Source organism: Cupriavidus sp. PB-02, assembly GCF_058252315.1.
Genome location: NZ_CM177695.1, coordinates 397,697 through 413,328, shown reverse-complemented (window position 1 = coordinate 413,328; position 15,632 = coordinate 397,697). Strand labels below are relative to the sequence as shown.

At 63.3% G+C, this 15,632-nt stretch carries 18 protein-coding genes; 11 read left to right on the top strand and 7 right to left on the bottom strand.

What is annotated here, in order from left to right; all coding sequences use genetic code 11:
* Nucleotides 1-60 precede the first annotated feature (60 nt).
* From AC10V3_RS22620 to AC10V3_RS22590, 7 genes are all read left to right on the top strand, one after another.
* A complete protein-coding gene (locus AC10V3_RS22620; protein ID WP_490924040.1) occupies nucleotides 61-1,419 on the top strand; it encodes a hypothetical protein in 1,359 nt (452 codons plus the stop codon).
* 179 nt (nucleotides 1,420-1,598) lie between these two features.
* Nucleotides 1,599-2,366, top strand: a complete 768-nt coding sequence (locus AC10V3_RS22615; protein WP_022537623.1) for a ParA family protein — start codon at nucleotides 1,599-1,601, stop codon at nucleotides 2,364-2,366.
* Between the two features lie 867 nt (nucleotides 2,367-3,233).
* On the top strand, nucleotides 3,234-3,551 hold the full coding sequence (locus tag AC10V3_RS22610) for a hypothetical protein (RefSeq protein WP_022537622.1): 318 nt from the start codon (nucleotides 3,234-3,236) through the stop codon (nucleotides 3,549-3,551).
* A gap of 338 nt (nucleotides 3,552-3,889) precedes the next feature.
* Nucleotides 3,890-4,261: a hypothetical protein gene (locus AC10V3_RS22605; RefSeq protein WP_022537620.1), complete on the top strand. Its 372-nt coding sequence runs from the start codon at nucleotides 3,890-3,892 to the stop codon at nucleotides 4,259-4,261.
* Between the two features lie 239 nt (nucleotides 4,262-4,500).
* On the top strand, nucleotides 4,501-4,944 hold the full coding sequence (locus AC10V3_RS22600; RefSeq protein ID WP_349605834.1) for a GNAT family N-acetyltransferase: 444 nt from the start codon (nucleotides 4,501-4,503) through the stop codon (nucleotides 4,942-4,944).
* Nucleotides 4,945-5,093: 149 nt separating this feature from the next.
* A complete protein-coding gene (locus tag AC10V3_RS22595) occupies nucleotides 5,094-5,258 on the top strand; it encodes a hypothetical protein (RefSeq protein WP_349605832.1) in 165 nt (54 codons plus the stop codon).
* Between the two features lie 307 nt (nucleotides 5,259-5,565).
* Complete coding sequence (locus tag AC10V3_RS22590; protein ID WP_041681676.1) at nucleotides 5,566-6,138, top strand: hypothetical protein; 573 nt, start codon at nucleotides 5,566-5,568, stop codon at nucleotides 6,136-6,138.
* A gap of 39 nt (nucleotides 6,139-6,177) precedes the next feature.
* Here the strand turns inward: AC10V3_RS22590 and AC10V3_RS22585 are convergent, their stop codons facing one another.
* Both AC10V3_RS22585 and AC10V3_RS22580 read right to left on the bottom strand, forming a co-directional pair.
* Nucleotides 6,178-7,107 (bottom strand): 2-hydroxyacid dehydrogenase, encoded by a 930-nt coding sequence (locus tag AC10V3_RS22585; RefSeq protein ID WP_454752663.1) that lies wholly within the window; start codon nucleotides 7,105-7,107, stop codon nucleotides 6,178-6,180.
* Nucleotides 7,108-7,109: 2 nt separating this feature from the next.
* Nucleotides 7,110-7,880, bottom strand: coding sequence for a class II aldolase/adducin family protein (locus AC10V3_RS22580; RefSeq protein WP_022537615.1), 771 nt, complete (start codon nucleotides 7,878-7,880; stop codon nucleotides 7,110-7,112).
* Between the two features lie 111 nt (nucleotides 7,881-7,991).
* On the opposite strand from AC10V3_RS22580, the gene AC10V3_RS22575 reads away from it, so the two are divergent.
* A complete protein-coding gene (locus AC10V3_RS22575; RefSeq protein ID WP_022537614.1) occupies nucleotides 7,992-8,672 on the top strand; it encodes a Crp/Fnr family transcriptional regulator in 681 nt (226 codons plus the stop codon).
* Between the two features lie 46 nt (nucleotides 8,673-8,718).
* Here the strand turns inward: AC10V3_RS22575 and AC10V3_RS22570 are convergent, their stop codons facing one another.
* The 5 genes from AC10V3_RS22570 to AC10V3_RS22550 all read right to left on the bottom strand — a co-directional run bounded on the left by AC10V3_RS22570 (nucleotide 8,719) and on the right by AC10V3_RS22550 (nucleotide 13,849).
* Nucleotides 8,719-9,729, bottom strand: coding sequence for a transketolase family protein (locus AC10V3_RS22570; protein ID WP_022537613.1), 1,011 nt, complete (start codon nucleotides 9,727-9,729; stop codon nucleotides 8,719-8,721).
* Nucleotides 9,726-10,571 carry a transketolase gene (locus tag AC10V3_RS22565; RefSeq protein ID WP_490924038.1) on the bottom strand — a complete coding sequence of 282 codons (846 nt, stop codon included), beginning with the start codon at nucleotides 10,569-10,571 and terminating at the stop codon, nucleotides 9,726-9,728. The genes AC10V3_RS22570 and AC10V3_RS22565 overlap by 4 nt, the downstream gene beginning before the upstream one ends.
* Nucleotides 10,572-10,624: 53 nt before the next feature.
* Nucleotides 10,625-11,953 carry an MFS transporter gene (locus tag AC10V3_RS22560; RefSeq protein WP_022537611.1) on the bottom strand — a complete coding sequence of 443 codons (1,329 nt, stop codon included), beginning with the start codon at nucleotides 11,951-11,953 and terminating at the stop codon, nucleotides 10,625-10,627.
* 84 nt (nucleotides 11,954-12,037) lie between these two features.
* Complete coding sequence (locus tag AC10V3_RS22555; protein WP_022537610.1) at nucleotides 12,038-12,787, bottom strand: SDR family NAD(P)-dependent oxidoreductase; 750 nt, start codon at nucleotides 12,785-12,787, stop codon at nucleotides 12,038-12,040.
* A 180-nt stretch (nucleotides 12,788-12,967) separates the two neighbouring features.
* Nucleotides 12,968-13,849 carry a LysR substrate-binding domain-containing protein gene (locus AC10V3_RS22550; RefSeq protein ID WP_022537609.1) on the bottom strand — a complete coding sequence of 294 codons (882 nt, stop codon included), beginning with the start codon at nucleotides 13,847-13,849 and terminating at the stop codon, nucleotides 12,968-12,970.
* Between the two features lie 261 nt (nucleotides 13,850-14,110).
* Here AC10V3_RS22550 and AC10V3_RS22545 point away from each other — a divergent pair, with 261 nt between their 5' ends.
* From AC10V3_RS22545 to AC10V3_RS22535, 3 genes are all read left to right on the top strand, one after another.
* A complete protein-coding gene (locus AC10V3_RS22545; RefSeq protein ID WP_490924037.1) occupies nucleotides 14,111-14,545 on the top strand; it encodes an Ohr family peroxiredoxin in 435 nt (144 codons plus the stop codon).
* A 145-nt stretch (nucleotides 14,546-14,690) separates the two neighbouring features.
* Nucleotides 14,691-14,945 carry a hypothetical protein gene (locus tag AC10V3_RS22540; RefSeq protein WP_022537607.1) on the top strand — a complete coding sequence of 85 codons (255 nt, stop codon included), beginning with the start codon at nucleotides 14,691-14,693 and terminating at the stop codon, nucleotides 14,943-14,945.
* A 194-nt stretch (nucleotides 14,946-15,139) separates the two neighbouring features.
* Nucleotides 15,140-15,601, top strand: a complete 462-nt coding sequence (locus tag AC10V3_RS22535; RefSeq protein ID WP_022537606.1) for a MarR family winged helix-turn-helix transcriptional regulator — start codon at nucleotides 15,140-15,142, stop codon at nucleotides 15,599-15,601.
* Nucleotides 15,602-15,632: the final 31 nt, after the last annotated feature.

The window sequence follows — 15,632 nt, the reverse complement described above, 5'->3', positions numbered from 1 at the left end:
CGCCTTCAGCGCCAGCGGGGCATCCTGGGTTGCGTTATCAGAACGCGAAGGAAGAATGCCATGAACAAGAAGAAATTCATCCTCTGTGCTATCAGCGTGCTTTCGCTTGACCTCGGCTACGTAGCCTCGACGGCGAACGCCCAAACCAGTCAAAGCTCCGACACGAGGATTGGATGCGTCTATCGCACCCAGACTGGCGCGCGATTCATTGACGCCTCCACCCGCAATCGGGATGAAGTTGCCAACGACATTCAAGCGATCCACAAGCAAGGGATCAATGGCCTTGTTGACCCATGCCTGGCCGGGCAAACAAGGAACGTCCCCGCCGCTGTCTATCAAGCGATGGCCAGACGGTCTCCAACCACGTTCCAGGTGCTGGTTCCGCAGCCCGCCAGCGTTGACCAGGCAACAACGGCGACGAGCAGGTCACTGGGGCAGTTCCCACCGGCAGCCGGTTTCCGCTTCCGATACGCCTACCTGAACCTGGATGCCCTGGCGCCGTCGGGATTCTTCCCGCTTTTCATTCCTGTCGGCATCACCGACAACAACAGGGTCGTTGGCAATGTGTATGACAATGACTTCAACGGCTTCCTGGCAATCTATGAGAGGGGCGCTATAAAGGTGCTTTCCCCAGGGGCATTCCCCACGGCCGTATCGCACCTTGGCAACATCGGCGGCTATGTCATCACCGACCCGAATCAAGGCTTAACGCAGGCGGCACTTTTCCGCGAACACAGCATTGAACTGATTCCGCGGGCTCCCGGTGAAATCTCCAGCCTGGTCTTCACCATCAATGATTTTGGCGTTGCCATTATTGGTTCATTTGACGCCAACGGACAGGGCACGCCATACATCTACGCCAACGGCAAGCTCCGGCCTTTGAACCTGAACCTCGAAGGCAATATCGTCATTGCCACGATCAACAACTTTGGGACAGTCGTCGGCTACCGTTACCTCAACGGAATCTATACGGCATATCGTCACAACATCATCACGGGACATACGACGCTTCTGCCGCCATTGCCCACGGAGCCCCACTCCTGGGCGCTTGGCGTCAATGATCTTGGCGACGTGGTGGGGTACTCCTTCGTGATCTCAGGACTTGAACGAATCGGAATCTGGAACCCTGGCGCCAGGTTCGAGACCTACTTCACGGAGGGAACCCCGGAGTACCCAACCATCAGCAACTTTCTTCTGATCAATAACAGCCGACTGATTGTCATAACGCTGTCATTCAACGATCCGCAGAGTTACATAGTCCCCAGGAAAGGAACCCGCCTGGCCCTCGCCGACCTCATCGACTACGACGCCACTGCCGATGGCGCCCCGCGGTGGATCTTCGGGCTGAACAACTCAGGCGCAATGACCGGAACCACGTTCCTCGTCGACTTCCTGATCACCCCGAAACTCAGCTGGTAGGGTGTTCGGAATCAGCGATGGTGGCACCCCGCCATCATCGCTCGCCGACGATACTATCCCCCCAAGAGAGACAGAGGTCTTGTCCCTGCCCGCGTTGTCGTTGCCCGGGCCACTTCTGCCGCGCATCGCCTCGCTAAGGTATGCTTGCGCCTTCGGAACGATCTACTCCAGAGGGGCAAATGCGGCGCGTCGTATTCAATCAGAAGGGTGGGGTTGGCAAGTCGACAATCGTATGCAATCTCGCGGCGATCAGCGCCAGCGAGGGCTTGCGTACCCTGGTCATCGACCTGGATGCGCAAGGGAACTCGAGCCAGTACCTGCTGGGCGCGAAGGCCGCAGAGGCAAGCCCGACGGTGGCGAACTTCTTTGAAACTTCCCTGACCTACACCTTCAAGCCGGTGGACCTGACGTCCTTTGTCCACCCGACGCCGTTTGAGAACCTGGATGTGATGCCGGCGCATCCTGATCTGGATTCCCTCCATGGCAAGCTCGAATCCCGCTACAAGATCTACAAGCTGCGCGATGCCCTGCTCGAGCTGGAAGCAATCTATGACGCCATTTACATCGACACGCCACCGGCCCTGAATTTCTATACCCGGTCCGCACTGATCGCCGTGGAGCGCTGCCTGATCCCGTTCGATTGCGATGACTTCTCGCGCCGTGCCCTCTACACGCTGCTGGATAACGTGAAGGAAATCCAGCAGGACCACAACGATGGGCTGCAGGTCGAAGGAATCGTCATCAACCAGTTCCAGCCGCGCGCCAGCCTGCCGATCAAACTGGTCGAAGAACTGGTAAGCGAGGGCCTGCCGGTACTGGAATCGCGGCTGTCTTCATCGGTGAAGATCCGGGAATCGCACCAGCACGCCACCCCCATGATCCATCTGGATCCGCGCCACAAGCTTGCGCAGGAATACGTGGCGTTACACCGGGAGCTGGCTGGCTGAAGCACACGCCAAGCGGCTCGGGACATCAAGCATTGAGTGGGAGCGATGGCTTCTGGTCGCCTGGGCATGCCACGCGGCGACTCACACCACGGTGGCTGAGCTCCTCCAGCATCCTGGCGCTTTCGGCAGCGTCCTGGTTATCGTCGACAACCAGGATACGACCAGCGGTGAGCGCATCAGGGCGCGTAGGCGAGGCGCCTAAGTGGGTACATTGGTGAACGGGACAGCGGGCCGCCGGCTTGCCACCAAGCATGCCGAAGTGGTTGGCTCACTGAGATGCGTTCCTGATGTGCCTAGTTGGCCACCGCGTGCAAACGTGGGCCTGACGGAACGCTCCAATATGGCGCCAGGATGCGCGAGCGCACTCAACGTCCACAACGATGTCGTGCTATGACCCGGTATGCGCTCGTTTCCCTGAACAGGGTTGTCGATCCGCTCCCACGGCGACTTTGCGGGCGTCGCAAACCTGCCGCATTTTGGTCATTTTCTGCGGGACATAGCTTGAGGTTTGCCGGCAATCGTCGCAACCCGAGTCCCAGGAAAGATATCTCCTGTGTCGGAGATTTAGCGCGTATGCTGAGATTGCCAGTCCGGCGGAGCAAATGACCAGGAGTACCAGCATGGCCAAAAGTCAACTACGTGGCAATCGCGAAGCCAAGAAACCGAAGCAACCCAAGAAGCCGTCGGTACCCGCTTCCCCCTTCAGCACGGTTCAGTCTCGCGTGGGGAACGATGATGTCGCCAAGAAGCGGAAGTGAGTAAGCTTGGGCACGAGGACGCAAGATCTTGCCAACCAGGCAGCCGGTGACGTTCCACATGGATTCTAAATACCTCCAATGGAAGCGCAGACTGCTTCGGGAGATGCATATGATTCATGACAACAAGGACACGACTTTCCGAGGGCTTCCACTTACCGCAGAACAAAACTCGGAGATCCGTCACTACTTCAAAAGGAAGGCCAGGCTGGGCCAGCCATGGAATACACCCGAGTTGCACGGCATGCTCGAGGACATGTTGTTGCCTCCAAGTACCGAGGATGACAACCAAGGTGACATCCCCCCTGATGCATTTTCCGTCGCAGAACGCGCTGCCGCGTTCATCGACCAGGAAATGGAGCCAATCGAGGCGTATGAGGAATGGCACGCCGCGATGGAAGCCGAGAGCATGAAAGGGGGTATGCGATGAGGTGTGGCCACACACTTGGTGCAGCTGGAGTGCGGCCCTTCGAACGCGCCCACACGGACTCGGGTCGTCCGAGGGAGGTCCAATGACAATCTGGCCACTTGCTTTCCTGGGGATGCTGATCGCGCTCTACGCCCTTATCATCCGAGTGGGAATCCACCGCAAGCCGGTGCTCCACAAAGCGAAGCACTCGCTTCGGTACTGGCGGAATCGCCTGGCCCATGTGGCCAGGTAATAGAGCCGCGCCGAGCCCACCGCCCAATGGTCGCCTTCACCCGCTTGCGTCACATCCCTGCTTACGGGTATATTTTTGCGCGATGACTCCATCGCGGAGACTTCCCATGAGCGCATACATCGCCCGCAATCGGGCCAGTGCAGTTGAGTACATCAAGGCACGCGCAGAGGGCACGGTCGAACTGGACTATGAGTCGGCGTGGGAGGATGCGCTCGAGCTCGGACGCCTTGGACAAAAATGTGGCGTCGATGTCCAGTATCGAACCTCCGAGCATATCTGTGTCGAATCCGCTGACGCCCTGGCCCGAGGGCTGCGGGGCGAAAAACTCACGTTCAGACAGCGGTACCTCTACTGCAGATTCGACCTGAATGCACTGACCGAGGAGAGCCTGTGCGAACTGGAAAGCCTGGCCATCGAGCACGGCGACTACATCTTGCCTGGCCACTTGCTGCAGGAAACGACACTCGTCTGGAGGTAGACGGGCCCGGCCTTTCCACAGTCGGCTTAGCAACGCACTTGCCCGCCCCCCACGGTCAATACCTGGGCCGTGACACAGCGCCTCATCATCATCTTTCATATCGCTCGCGTTCTCGCTCGGCATGAGGTGCCAGATCCCCATAAGGCAAGCAAGACAGCATAAGGTAGCAAATCTACTTAAGAACAATCCCTACAGGCGGAAGGGTCCCCACAAAAGTAGGATAGAAGGACCAATTAAGCGTGAAGGAACACGCCATGCGTCCTCACTATGCCACCGAGACCGACCGGCCGGAGATCGAAGCACTCCTACGCGCCTCCTCCCTGTCCGTCACGGGGGTGCGCGAACATATCACTCAATACATGGTAGTCCGCGACAACGCGGGGCTTCTCGGTTGCGCAGGTTTGGAGCGCTATGAGAATACCGGCGTCCTTCGCGGACTCGCTGTTGCGCTACGCGCAAGGTCTGCAGGTCTTGGCGAGCTTCTGATCTCCGCCATCGTGGCAGCCGTCCGTCCGGAGGGCGTCGAGTCCATCGTGCTGCAGACAAAGACCGCGGCCGGCTATTTCGCGCGCCTGGGCTTTATGCCAATCAGCGATTCAGACTTGCCACCGGCCGTACTCCCCTCGCAGGAATTCCGCCGCGACCAGCAAGATGTCGGGACGTTGATGCATATTGCCTTGTGACAGGCAGTCCTGGGCCGACCAACTCGACTATCAGCCAAATGGATTAGTGCGCAGACACGGTCCACCCTCCTGCCATCTCACCCGCTTTACCTATTGCAAAGGCCCCCGCTACCCTGAAGAATGGGCTTATGGATGACGGGGGGCTGACCATGGAAATGCGTTGGGAAAAGCTTTACTCAGGTGGACTGACCGAATTCCGTAAGTCCGAGTGGGCAATCTGCCGGCCCATGCGCCGGGCAAAAGCCCTGAACGTGGCATGCCTGGGCACGCTGCTGACGGTATTGGCCATTGGGACCGTGCTGATCTTCCAGTAATACGTTCGCCGGGATCCCAGGCGAACATCCTTTCCGCTTTTGTCTATTGTCCCGTGCAAGACCTGGGCAGGATGCGACCGACCAGGGTCGCTTGCCTGCCAGTTTCGGCCGCACAGCGGTGACTCACGATTGCAAGAGTAATCCCAGACAGACAGGGCAATCTCCAATCCGTAGACCAGCAAGAAGCTATCCCGCGCGGCGTGTGAGACCCACCCAAACGTTCCAAATGCAGGACGCAGCCAGGAAGGCCGTAGAATCCGCGGTGACAATCTGTTCCAGCACCGTGAATTTACTTGCCAGCCTCGAGATGAAGAAGGTCACCCTACTCTGCGCCGCCCTGTTGACATCCCTCGCCGCCCACGCGGCACCTCCTGCAACCCAGCCCGAAGCCTCAGGCAATACCGCGGCGCCGCTCGGACTGGAGCTTGGCAAGGCCAGGTGCTCGCGGCTGGCGCCGCCACAGAATCACGCCAGGACCGGCAAATCCGAGTGGGCCGGTGGCGATACGGTGGAGCTCAGGCATCTGGAACGCTTCCACCTTCCAGGCCTGACGCGTGTCATCCTGAACTGCGACGCCCAGGACACCGTGGTGCTGATGACGATGACGTTTGAGCGGTCGGCGCTGGATGAAGTGCGCAAGAAGCTGGACGACCGCTATGCCTCCCTGCGCAAGACCGAAGGTGCGGCCGAGAACGGCTACGCCGAGTGGGCGGCCGCCAACGGCAGCCTGGAGCTGCTCTACGGGCGCGACAGCAAGCACTTTACGGTGGCGTACTGGGCGAAGGGTGCCAAGGCCAGGTACTTCGCGTACAGCGGCACTGCCGACAAGAAGCCCGCCGCGGCCACGCCTGCTGCAGCGCCCCAGCCCGCGCCGCTGTAACGGGCTGGCAGCGCGCGCGCTGATGGCCCGGCCAGCCCGTCAATAGCCGGCCTGCCGGTCCACCTGGTTCAGCAGCGCCCGCCCGTCCCGCGCGCGACGCAGGTTTTCGATGCACTGCCGCGCCACCAGCTCGTACGACGGGTCCGCCGCGATATGCGGCGTGGCTTCGATGCGGGGATGGTTCCAGATCGGGTCGTCCGCCGACGGCGGTTCCTTGGCGAACACGTCGAGCGCCGCGCCGGCGAGATGTCCCTCGTCGATCAGCGCGATCAGGTCGGCCTCGACCACATGCTCGCCGCGTCCGACGTTGATGAAGAACGCACCCTTTGGCAGCCGCGACAGTGTCTGGCGGTCGAGCATGCCATCGGTCCGCGGGGTCAGCGGCAGCGTGCAGACCAGGATGTCGCTCTGCGCCAGCATCGCGTCAAGGCCGTCGTCGCCGGTGTAGTCGGTCACGCCGGGCAGGTGCTTGGCGCTGCGGCTCCAGCCGCCGACCGGGTAGCCGATGGCGGCGAACATGCGCGCCACCTCGCTGCCGATCTCGCCCAGCCCCAGCACGCCGACGCGGCAGCGCGACTGGTCGCGGCCCGGATGGCGCTTCCACTCGCCACGGCGTTGCTGCGCCGCGTAGGTGGCGAGGTCGCGGGTGTGGCGCAGCGCGGTGGCCAGCACGTAGTGGGCGATGCCGGCCTGCTGGCCGGGATCGACGATGCGCGTGACCGGCATGCTGTCGGGCAGGTCGGGCGCGGCCAGCAGCTTGTCGACGCCCGCAGTGGCGGCGCAGACCAGCCGCAGCTTCGGGTAGGCGGGCAGCACGCCGGGCTTGAGCCCCCAGGCGACGATGGCCTCGACGTCTTCCGGTATCGCGGCCTCGCGGCCGTTCCACACGGTGATATCCGGCGCGGCTTCGCGCAGCGCCGCGGTGATCGGGACCGCCATGAACGACGGCAGGTGGACGAGGATGGCCATGGTCAGTTGCGGTAGTCGGGGTTGATGCGGTCCAGGCGTCGCAGCAGGCCCGGCCAGGCGAGGTTGGAGCCCTTGCCCTTGGTGGCCTGGCGCGCCTGCTGGCCCATGTTGGCGCCGGCGGCTTCCGGCACCGTGGTCAACGGCGAGCCGCCGCTCTGCGCCAGGATCTGGATGCGGCAGGCGGATTCCAGCGTGTACATGGTCAGGAAGGCATCGGCGACGGTGCGGCCGCACGTCAGCAGGCCATGGTTGCGCAGGATCATCTGCTTGCAGCGGCCCAGGTCGGCCACCAGCCGCGCCTTCTCGTCCTGGCGCAGCGCCACGCCTTCATAGTCGTGGTACGCCAGCCCGGTCAGCGCGAACATCGATTGCTGCGAGATCGGCAGCAGCCCCGCCTGCTGCGCGGACACCGCGACGCCGTGCGGCGTATGCGTGTGCATCACGCATCCGACTTCGGGGCGCGCCTCGTGCACCGCGCTGTGGATGATGAAGCCGGCGGGGTTGACGTCATACGGCGTCGCCAGCACGGGCTGCCCTTCATGGTCGACCTTCACCAGGCTGGAGGCGGTGATCTCGTCGAACATCATCCCGTAGGGATTGATCAGGAACTGGTCGGGCGCATCCGGCACCCGTGCCGAGATATGGGTGAAGATCAGGTCGTCCCAGCCGAAGTGGGCGACCAGGCGGTAAGCGGCCGCCAGGTCGACGCGCATCTGCCATTCGGCGTCGGAGACGCGGTCTCTTACTGAATCGACGAGCTGGATCTGGACCATCTAGGTGTCTCCGCGGGGGCATGTCAGTCATTGAACGGGTGCATTCTCATGGCGCACGGCGCCGAAGTCTGTTAAGTAGTTGACAATCTCGACGCCACCAGGGAGAGCGATGTGAAAGGCTCGGAACCAATCCGGACGCTGCCGCGCAGCGTGCTGGCAAGCGGCTGGCTGCGCAACGCGCCGCCCGGCGTGCTCGATGCCGTGGCGAATGCCGCACGCCGCCTGCGCTTTGGTGACGGCGAAATGATCTTTGCGCGCGGCGATCCGCCTACCTATTTCTGCATGGTGCTGTCAGGCCGGGTGCGCATGAGCCGCGTCAGTACCGGCGGGCGCGAGTCGGTGTATTCGGTGATCGGGCGCGGCCGGTGGTTCGGCGAGATCTCTCTGCTGGATGGCAAGCCGCGCACGCACGATGCCTTTGCGGTGGGCAACACCGAGCTGCTGGTGCTGGGCCGGCGCGAATTCCACCGGATCCTGGCCGCGCATCCGGAAGGCATGCAGCTCATCGTGCAGCAGATCTGCGCGCGCCTGCGCGTGGCGTTCGACAATGCGGAGAGCGCGGAGCAGGCACCGGTCGATGCGCGGATGGCGGCGCGCCTGCTGCAACTGGCCGATCGCACCGACCATGTCGTGCGCATCAGCGCGGAGCACCTTGGCGATATGGTCAACCGGTCGCGGCAGACGGTGGCCAAGTACCTGCAGGCGTGGGAGGACGCGGGATTGATCCGGCGGCGATACCGGGCGATCGAGTTGGTGGATGCGGGGGCCTTGAAGCGGTTGGCCAAGGGATAATGTAATTGGCGCGCCGATCCAAAGCCGCCCCCAACTGCAGTGCTGTTTATGCGAGCCAACGCTTGATCGAACCCGCCATCACATTCGCCGAGATGCCATAGCGGTCATGCAGCGTCGGCAACGCACCGGCATCCAGGAAGGCATCCGGCAAGCCGACCTGCCGGAATGGCACGGAGACGCCGGCTTGCATCAGCGTGGTCGCCACCGCCTCACCCAGCCCACCGATCACGGTGTGGTTTTCCGCCACCACCACCAGGCGCCCCGATCGCTTCGCTTCGCGCAGGATCGTTGCAGTGTCCAGCGGCTTGATGGTCGGCACGTGCAGCACCGCCACGCCAACGCGATCGGCTTCGAGTGCCTTGGCCACCTCCAGCGCCCTCATTGTCATGATGCCGGATGAAATCACCAGCACCTCGGCGCCGTCGCGCAGCAGCTTGGCCTTGCCCAGTTCGAACTTGTAGTCGTATTCGTCCAGCACCACCGGCACGTTGCCGCGCAGCAGGCGCGCATACACCGGGCCGTTGTGCGCGGCGATGGCCGGCACCATCTGCTCGATATCGATGGCATCGCACGGGTCGATGACGGTCATATTGGGCATCGCACGCATCAGCGCGAGATCCTCCGCGGCCTGGTGGCTGGGGCCGTATCCGGTGGTCAGCCCCGGCAACGCGCACACAATCTTCACGTCGAGGTTGTCCTCGGCAATGGCCTGGTGCATGAAGTCATAGGCGCGTCGCGTGGCAAACACCGCATACGTCGTGACGAATGGCTGGGCGCCTTCGTGCGCGAAGCCGGCGGCCGCGCCCATCAGCAGTTGCTCGGCCATCCCCATCTGGTAGTAGCGCTCGGGAAACGCCTTCGCAAAGAGATGCAGGTCGGTGTACTTGCCCAGGTCGGCGGTCATGCCGATGACATTGGACTTCTGCCGGCCCAGTTCCACCAGGGCGTGCCCGAACGGCGCCGAGCGGGTGGCCTGCCCCTCGCCGGCGATGGAGGCGATCATCGCCGAGGTCTTCAGCTTCGGCCTGGCGTTGGTGTTCGTATTGGTGCTGCTCATGCTTGTCTCCCGGCTTCCAGGGCCTGCAGTGCGAGTTGCCATTCGTCGGCATCCACGCGGATAAAGTGGTTCTTCTCGCGCTGTTCGAGGAACGGCACGCCGCACCCCATGCGCGTATCGCAGATGATCATGCGCGGCTGGGCGCCCGGATGGGCGCGGGCGGCGCGGAAGGCCTCTGCCACGGCATCGATGTCGTTGCCGTCCACGCGCTGCGTGAACCAGCCGAAGGCTTCGAGCTTGGGCAGCAGCGGCTCGAACGCCATGATCTGCGTCGACGGGCCGTCGGCCTGCTGGTTGTTGACGTCGACCACGGCGATCAGGTTGTCGAGCTTCCAATGGCTGGCGGACAGGATGCCCTCCCAGATCGCGCCCTCGTCCAGCTCGCCGTCGGAGAACAGCGTGTAGACGAAGGCGTCGGAGCCCTTGCGCTTGAGCCCCAGGCAACGGCCAACGGCGATGGTCAGCCCCTGGCCGAGCGATCCGCCCGACATCTCCATGCCCGGCGTGTAGCTGGCCATGCCCGACATCGGCAGGCGGCTGTCGTCGCTGCCATAGGTCTCCAGCTCTTCCGGGGGCAGGATGCCTGCCTCCAACAGTGCCGCGTACAGCGCAATCGCGTAGTGGCCATTCGACAGCAGGAATCGGTCGCGCCCCCCCCACTTGGGGTCTTCCGGGCGGTAGTGCATGGCACCGAAGTAGGCGACCGCGAGCACATCGGCGATATCGAGCGCCTGGCCGATATAGCCCTGGCCCTGGACCTCGCCCATCAGCAGGGCATTGCGGCGGATCCGGTAGGCGCGTTCCCGCAGGGTCACGGCCTGGTCGGAAGTCTGGTGTTGCATGGTGTCTCCTGCAATCAATTGGAAAGATGAGGCAATCGGTAAGGCGCGGCCGCTCAGCGATTGACCGCCTTGGCTGGCACCAGGAAGACGAGCATGGCGCCCGCCACCACCGTGGCCGAGATAAAGATGAGACCGGCGGTGGACTTGCCAGTCAGGTCGTTGAGCCAACCCACGATGGCGGGCGAGAAGAAGCCGGCCAGGTTGGCGACGCAGTTGACCGCCGCGATCCCTGCCGCTGCGGACATGCCGCCCAGCAGCGCGGTCGGCAAAGCCCAGAACTGCGACGACGAGGCCAGGATGCCGGCGGCGGCGACGCACAGGCAGATCAGCGAAGCGGTGACGCTGCCCAGCATCGGCAGGGTCGCAAAGCCCGCCGCGGCGACCAGCATCGGCACGATCAGGTGGAAGCGGCGTTCACGCTGGCGGTCGGCGCTCATGCCGACCAACGGCAGCGCCACGATGGCGCACAGATACGGCAGCGCGGTAAAGATGCCCACCCACAGCGGATCGGCCACGCCAGACTTGCGGATGATGGTTGGCAGCCAGAAGGTCAGCCCGTACTGGCCCAGCACCACGCAGAAGTAGATCGCGGCCATCAGCCACAGGCGGCGGTCGCCCATGAACGACCGGATCGACACGTGGACCACCTTCTGCGCGTTGTCGCCCTCGATATTGCGCTTGAGCAGCGCCTTCTCCGCATCGGTGAGCCAGTGCGCCTGCTCGATGCCGTTGTCCAGGTAGAACAGGATGGCGACGCCCAGGCACAGCGACGGCAGCGCCTCGATCAGGAACAGCCACTTCCACCCGGCCAGGTCGCCCACGCCGTGGAAGGCGTGCATGATGTAGCCCGACAGCGGCCCGCCCACGATGCCCGCCAGCGGGATCGCCATGAAGAACATCGACAGCGCCTTGGCGCGGCGTTCCGAGGGGAACCAGTACGTCATGTACAGGATCACGCCGGGCGCGAAGCCCGCCTCCGCCACACCGAGCAGGAAGCGCAGGATGTAGAACTGGGTCGGCGTGCTGACAAAGGCGAAGCAGGCGGAAATCACCGCCCAGGTCAGCATGATCCGGGCTAGCCACCGCTTGGCACCGACCTTGTGGAGGATGACGTTGCTGGGCACTTCAAAGAGGAAGTAGCCAAGGAAGAAGATGCCGGCGCCGAGGCCGTAGATGGTTTCGCTGAACTGCAGGTCGCTCAGCATCTGCAGCTTGGCAAAGCCTACGTTGACCCGGTCCAGGTAGGCGCCCAGGTAGCACAGCATCAGGAACGGGATCAGGCGCCGCACGACCTTGGCGTAGGTCCGGGTTTCGAACGTGGCCGCGTCGGCGTGCGGCATCGCTTCGCCGCCGATGGGCGAAGGCGCGTATTTGGTTTTCATCGGTTGTCTCCTGCCATGTGCGCCGCGGGTATGGCGCAACGGCATTTGTGGTGGCCCGCCTCTGTGGGCGGCTTATCAGGAAGATTAGTGGATCAGCATGCCGCCGTTGACGTCGAGCGTGATGCCGGTCAGGTAGGCGGACAGGTCGCTCGCCAGGAAGATGCAGGCGTTAGCCACGTCGGCGGCGTTGCCCAGGCGGCCCAGGGGGATGCCCTTGATGATGTCGGCGCGCATCTCGGGGGTGAGCTTGTCGCCGGTGATGTCGGTCTGGATCAGGCCGGGCGTGATCGAATTGACGCGTATTCCATCGGGTCCGAACTCCCGCGCCATGGCACGGGCCAGCCCCAGCACGCCGGCCTTGGCGGCGCTGTAGTGCGGGCCGCCGAAGATGCCGCCGCCGCGCTGGGCGGAGACCGATGACATGCACACGATGCTGCCGCGCTTCTGCTCCTTCATCTGCGGCAGGACCGCCTGCGACATGTACAGGGTGCCGCGCAGGTTGACGTCGACCACGGCGTCGAAGTTGGCCGCCTGGATGTCCAGCGTGCGCACCGGCTGGGTGATGCCGGCGTTGTTGATCAACGCGTCGATGCGGCCATAACGCTGCACCACCGCCTGCGCCGCCCGCTCGCAGGCCGCCTTGTCGGTCACGTCGCAGGCCAGGCCGAAATGCTGCTCGCCCAGTTCCCGCGCCGCCGCCTCGGCGTCCTCCTGCCGCAGGTCCAGGATGACCACCGTGGCCCCCTGCGCGGCAAATGCCCTCGCCGCAGCCTTACCGATGCCGCGCGGCGAAGCGGCCCCCGTGATGATGACGACATTGTTCTCGACCAGCATCTTTTGTCTCCTGACTGTTGATGATTTGATGGGTCAAGTTTTGTCGCTGTAGGCTTTGCGATCAACGCGGTCTGGCTCAGGTATTGCTGAGAAATTTTCAGGTGAGCATGCGTCACGGCGCCTGCTCATGCGCGCCTCACACGACACTTCGCGCCGGAAAGCGGCGCGTTATGGACGGATTCAGCCGGGCAACTGCCGCTCCACCCAGGCCAGAAACCGCTCGACGCGCGGAAGGTCGGCGTTCTGTGCCGGATAGACCAGATGGTGGCTGCCGACCTCGACTGCATGGGATGCGTCGAACACCGGCACGAGCGCCCCCTTGCGGATCAGGACCGACGCCAGCAGCGTGCTTTCGAGGGCCACGCCGAGTCCCAGGGCGGCCGTCTCCAGCGACATGTAGGAGCGATCGAAGGTGAAATCGAACGTCTTGCGGTCGGTGGGGACACCGAAGCGGGGGAACCACTGCTGCCATTGGACCAGCGGCGTCTCCGAATAGATCAGGCGCTGCGCCAGCAGATCGGCCGGCGACTGGATCGCATGCCTGGCGAGGTAGGCCGGCGAGGCCAGCGGGGTAATCGTCTCCTTGCGCAGCGTCCTGACCTGCAGGTCACGCCAGTGGGCATAGCCGTGGCGGATGTCGACGTCGTAGTACCCGCTCGTGAAGGAGACGTCCTCGTACGAGCAGGACAGGTTCAGCTGGATGTCTCCGTTGTCTGCCTGGAACGATTCCAGCCGCGGCAGCAGCCACATCAGGCCGAAGCTCGGGCTCGAATGCACGCGCAGGATCTGGACGTCGGACTGGCTGGAAGCGCGCTCGGTCGCGCGGTTCAGTTCCGCCAGCGCCCCGGTGATGTCGCGCAGGTACTGCTCGCCCACCGGCGTCAGGACCAGGCCACGTCCCTGCCGGAAGAAGAGCGCCTGCCCGATCGCGTCCTCGAGATTGCTGATCTGATGGCTGACGGCGGACGCCGTCAGGCCCAACTCCTCCGACGCCCGGCTGACGCTTTTTGTCCTGGCAACGCTTTCGAAGGCGACGATTGCCTTCATCGGTGGAATTCGCATGGCTCGGGGATCGGCAACGGATCAGGGTCAGGTGACGCGGTCCGACCTGGGTGGGGAACATCCGGGAATTCTACTTCCGCCGGACGGGGATGCTTCCGCCGCCACCTCCTGCCGTCTTGGATGAGCCGTTGAGCCTGTTACAACTTGCCTGCGTTTTTCTCCTTGACATCGATCCGCTCATGCACCATCATTCATTCCATCGCATCCGATTTAATCTCACGCGATATAAATAAACGACTCAACCACCTTTAAGGATCATCCATGGGCAAGATCGACAAAGTCCTCCTGACCGGCAAAACCCACACCACGCTGAGCGACGCTGGCCGCGACAGCGTTGACATCAAACTCTCGTCGCCCGGCAGCGCCGAGCCGGCCCACGTCTTTGCCGGCATCCAGTCGCACCCGACTGCGGAGCAACTGTTCGCCGGGGCATGGTCGGCCTGTTACATCGCCGCGATCGGGCTCGTGGCCAAGGAGAAGAAGGTGACGCTTCCGCCTGACCTGTCCGTCGAAATCGAGGTCGACCTGGGCCAGACCGGAAAGGAGTACTTCCTGCAGGCGCGCTTCAATGTCCGCTTGCCGGGCGTCGCGCACGACGTGGCGACGGCCATCGCGCACGCCGCCGATGAAATCTGCCCGTACTCGAAGGCGACGCGAGGCAATATCGACGTGGCCCTGAACGTAGTCACCGCGTGATGTACTGCCTGGCCCTGAACATCGACCAGCTTCTTTGACATTTGCAAATTGATCGTATGCGATTAAATCGCATACGATCACGCAACAAGCTCTTCCGCGCGGCCCCGGCCGCGCACAACTTGACACGAACCTGAAGGAAACCATCATGACCGCCAACATCGCCAAGCGTTTTGTCTTCACCGTCGCACTGCTTGCCGCCGCTGCCAGTGCGCAGGCCGCCGGAATCTCCCAAGCGGGCGCGCGCGACCCGTTCACGGACGGTGCCCGTTCGGTCACCAGCGCGCGGAACCCGTACTTTGACGGCGCGCGTTCGGTGAGCGGCGTGCACGACACTTACACCGACGGTGCGCGCTCCGTCCACGATGCCCGCAGCCCGTACTACGATGGGGCCCACGGCTGATGGCTCGGCAATGGCAGCGCTACCGGGCCCACGCCGTATGCCACCGCCCCTGAACGGGTGGTGGCCCGGCCGGCACTGGCGCGCAGAGCGGCACGCGGCATCGCCGCAGTAATTTAGTACACCTCCGATAAAATCGCATCCGATCTATAATGGGCTCTTGCGAACCCACCAGCCTTTGCCCAGAGAGGAAGCCCATGAAATCGACCGACAAGGCGGCCGCCGCGAACCCGACGCTCTCCGACTTCCTGTGTTTTGCCGTCTATTCCGCCAACCTGGCGTTCGGCAAGGCATACAAGCCAATCCTGGAGCAGCTTGGGTTGACCTATACGCAATACATCACCATCGTGGCGCTATGGGAGCAAGACCATCAGACCGTCGGCAGCCTGGGCGAGAAGCTGTTTCTCGAATCGAACACCCTCACCCCGATCCTGAAGAAGCTGGAGGCGATGGGCTATGTCGAGCGACAGCGCGATCCCGAGGACGAGCGCCAGGTGCGGGTCACGCTGACCAAGAGCGGCCGGCGGCTGCGCGAAAAACGCCTGGAAACCGGCCTCGCCGAAGCAACCGGGCTGACACCGGACGAGTTCGCGGGCATCCAGAAGGCAGTCGCCACGCTACGCGACAATCTCGTCGACTCGGTGAAGGCCGAGGAATGAGGTGTTGTCCCGGCGCACGAAGCCTTCGCGA

What these genes read in the sequence shown, in the direction of transcription:
- AC10V3_RS22620 (WP_490924040.1), top strand. Translation starts at nt 61, where the DNA reads ATGAACAAGAAGAAATTCATCCTCTGTGCTATCAGCGTGCTTTCGCTT.
- AC10V3_RS22615 (WP_022537623.1), top strand. Translation starts at nt 1,599, where the DNA reads ATGCGGCGCGTCGTATTCAATCAGAAGGGTGGGGTTGGCAAGTCGACA.
- AC10V3_RS22610 (WP_022537622.1), top strand. Translation starts at nt 3,234, where the DNA reads ATGATTCATGACAACAAGGACACGACTTTCCGAGGGCTTCCACTTACC.
- AC10V3_RS22605 (WP_022537620.1), top strand. Translation starts at nt 3,890, where the DNA reads ATGAGCGCATACATCGCCCGCAATCGGGCCAGTGCAGTTGAGTACATC.
- AC10V3_RS22595 (WP_349605832.1), top strand. Translation starts at nt 5,094, where the DNA reads ATGGAAATGCGTTGGGAAAAGCTTTACTCAGGTGGACTGACCGAATTC.
- AC10V3_RS22590 (WP_041681676.1), top strand. Translation starts at nt 5,566, where the DNA reads ATGAAGAAGGTCACCCTACTCTGCGCCGCCCTGTTGACATCCCTCGCC.
- AC10V3_RS22585 (WP_454752663.1), bottom strand. Translation starts at nt 7,107, where the DNA reads ATGGCCATCCTCGTCCACCTGCCGTCGTTCATGGCGGTCCCGATCACC.
- AC10V3_RS22580 (WP_022537615.1), bottom strand. Translation starts at nt 7,880, where the DNA reads ATGGTCCAGATCCAGCTCGTCGATTCAGTAAGAGACCGCGTCTCCGAC.
- AC10V3_RS22570 (WP_022537613.1), bottom strand. Translation starts at nt 9,729, where the DNA reads ATGAGCAGCACCAATACGAACACCAACGCCAGGCCGAAGCTGAAGACC.
- AC10V3_RS22565 (WP_490924038.1), bottom strand. Translation starts at nt 10,571, where the DNA reads ATGCAACACCAGACTTCCGACCAGGCCGTGACCCTGCGGGAACGCGCC.
- AC10V3_RS22560 (WP_022537611.1), bottom strand. Translation starts at nt 11,953, where the DNA reads ATGAAAACCAAATACGCGCCTTCGCCCATCGGCGGCGAAGCGATGCCG.
- AC10V3_RS22555 (WP_022537610.1), bottom strand. Translation starts at nt 12,787, where the DNA reads ATGCTGGTCGAGAACAATGTCGTCATCATCACGGGGGCCGCTTCGCCG.
- AC10V3_RS22550 (WP_022537609.1), bottom strand. Translation starts at nt 13,849, where the DNA reads ATGCGAATTCCACCGATGAAGGCAATCGTCGCCTTCGAAAGCGTTGCC.
- AC10V3_RS22545 (WP_490924037.1), top strand. Translation starts at nt 14,111, where the DNA reads ATGGGCAAGATCGACAAAGTCCTCCTGACCGGCAAAACCCACACCACG.
- AC10V3_RS22540 (WP_022537607.1), top strand. Translation starts at nt 14,691, where the DNA reads ATGACCGCCAACATCGCCAAGCGTTTTGTCTTCACCGTCGCACTGCTT.
- AC10V3_RS22535 (WP_022537606.1), top strand. Translation starts at nt 15,140, where the DNA reads ATGAAATCGACCGACAAGGCGGCCGCCGCGAACCCGACGCTCTCCGAC.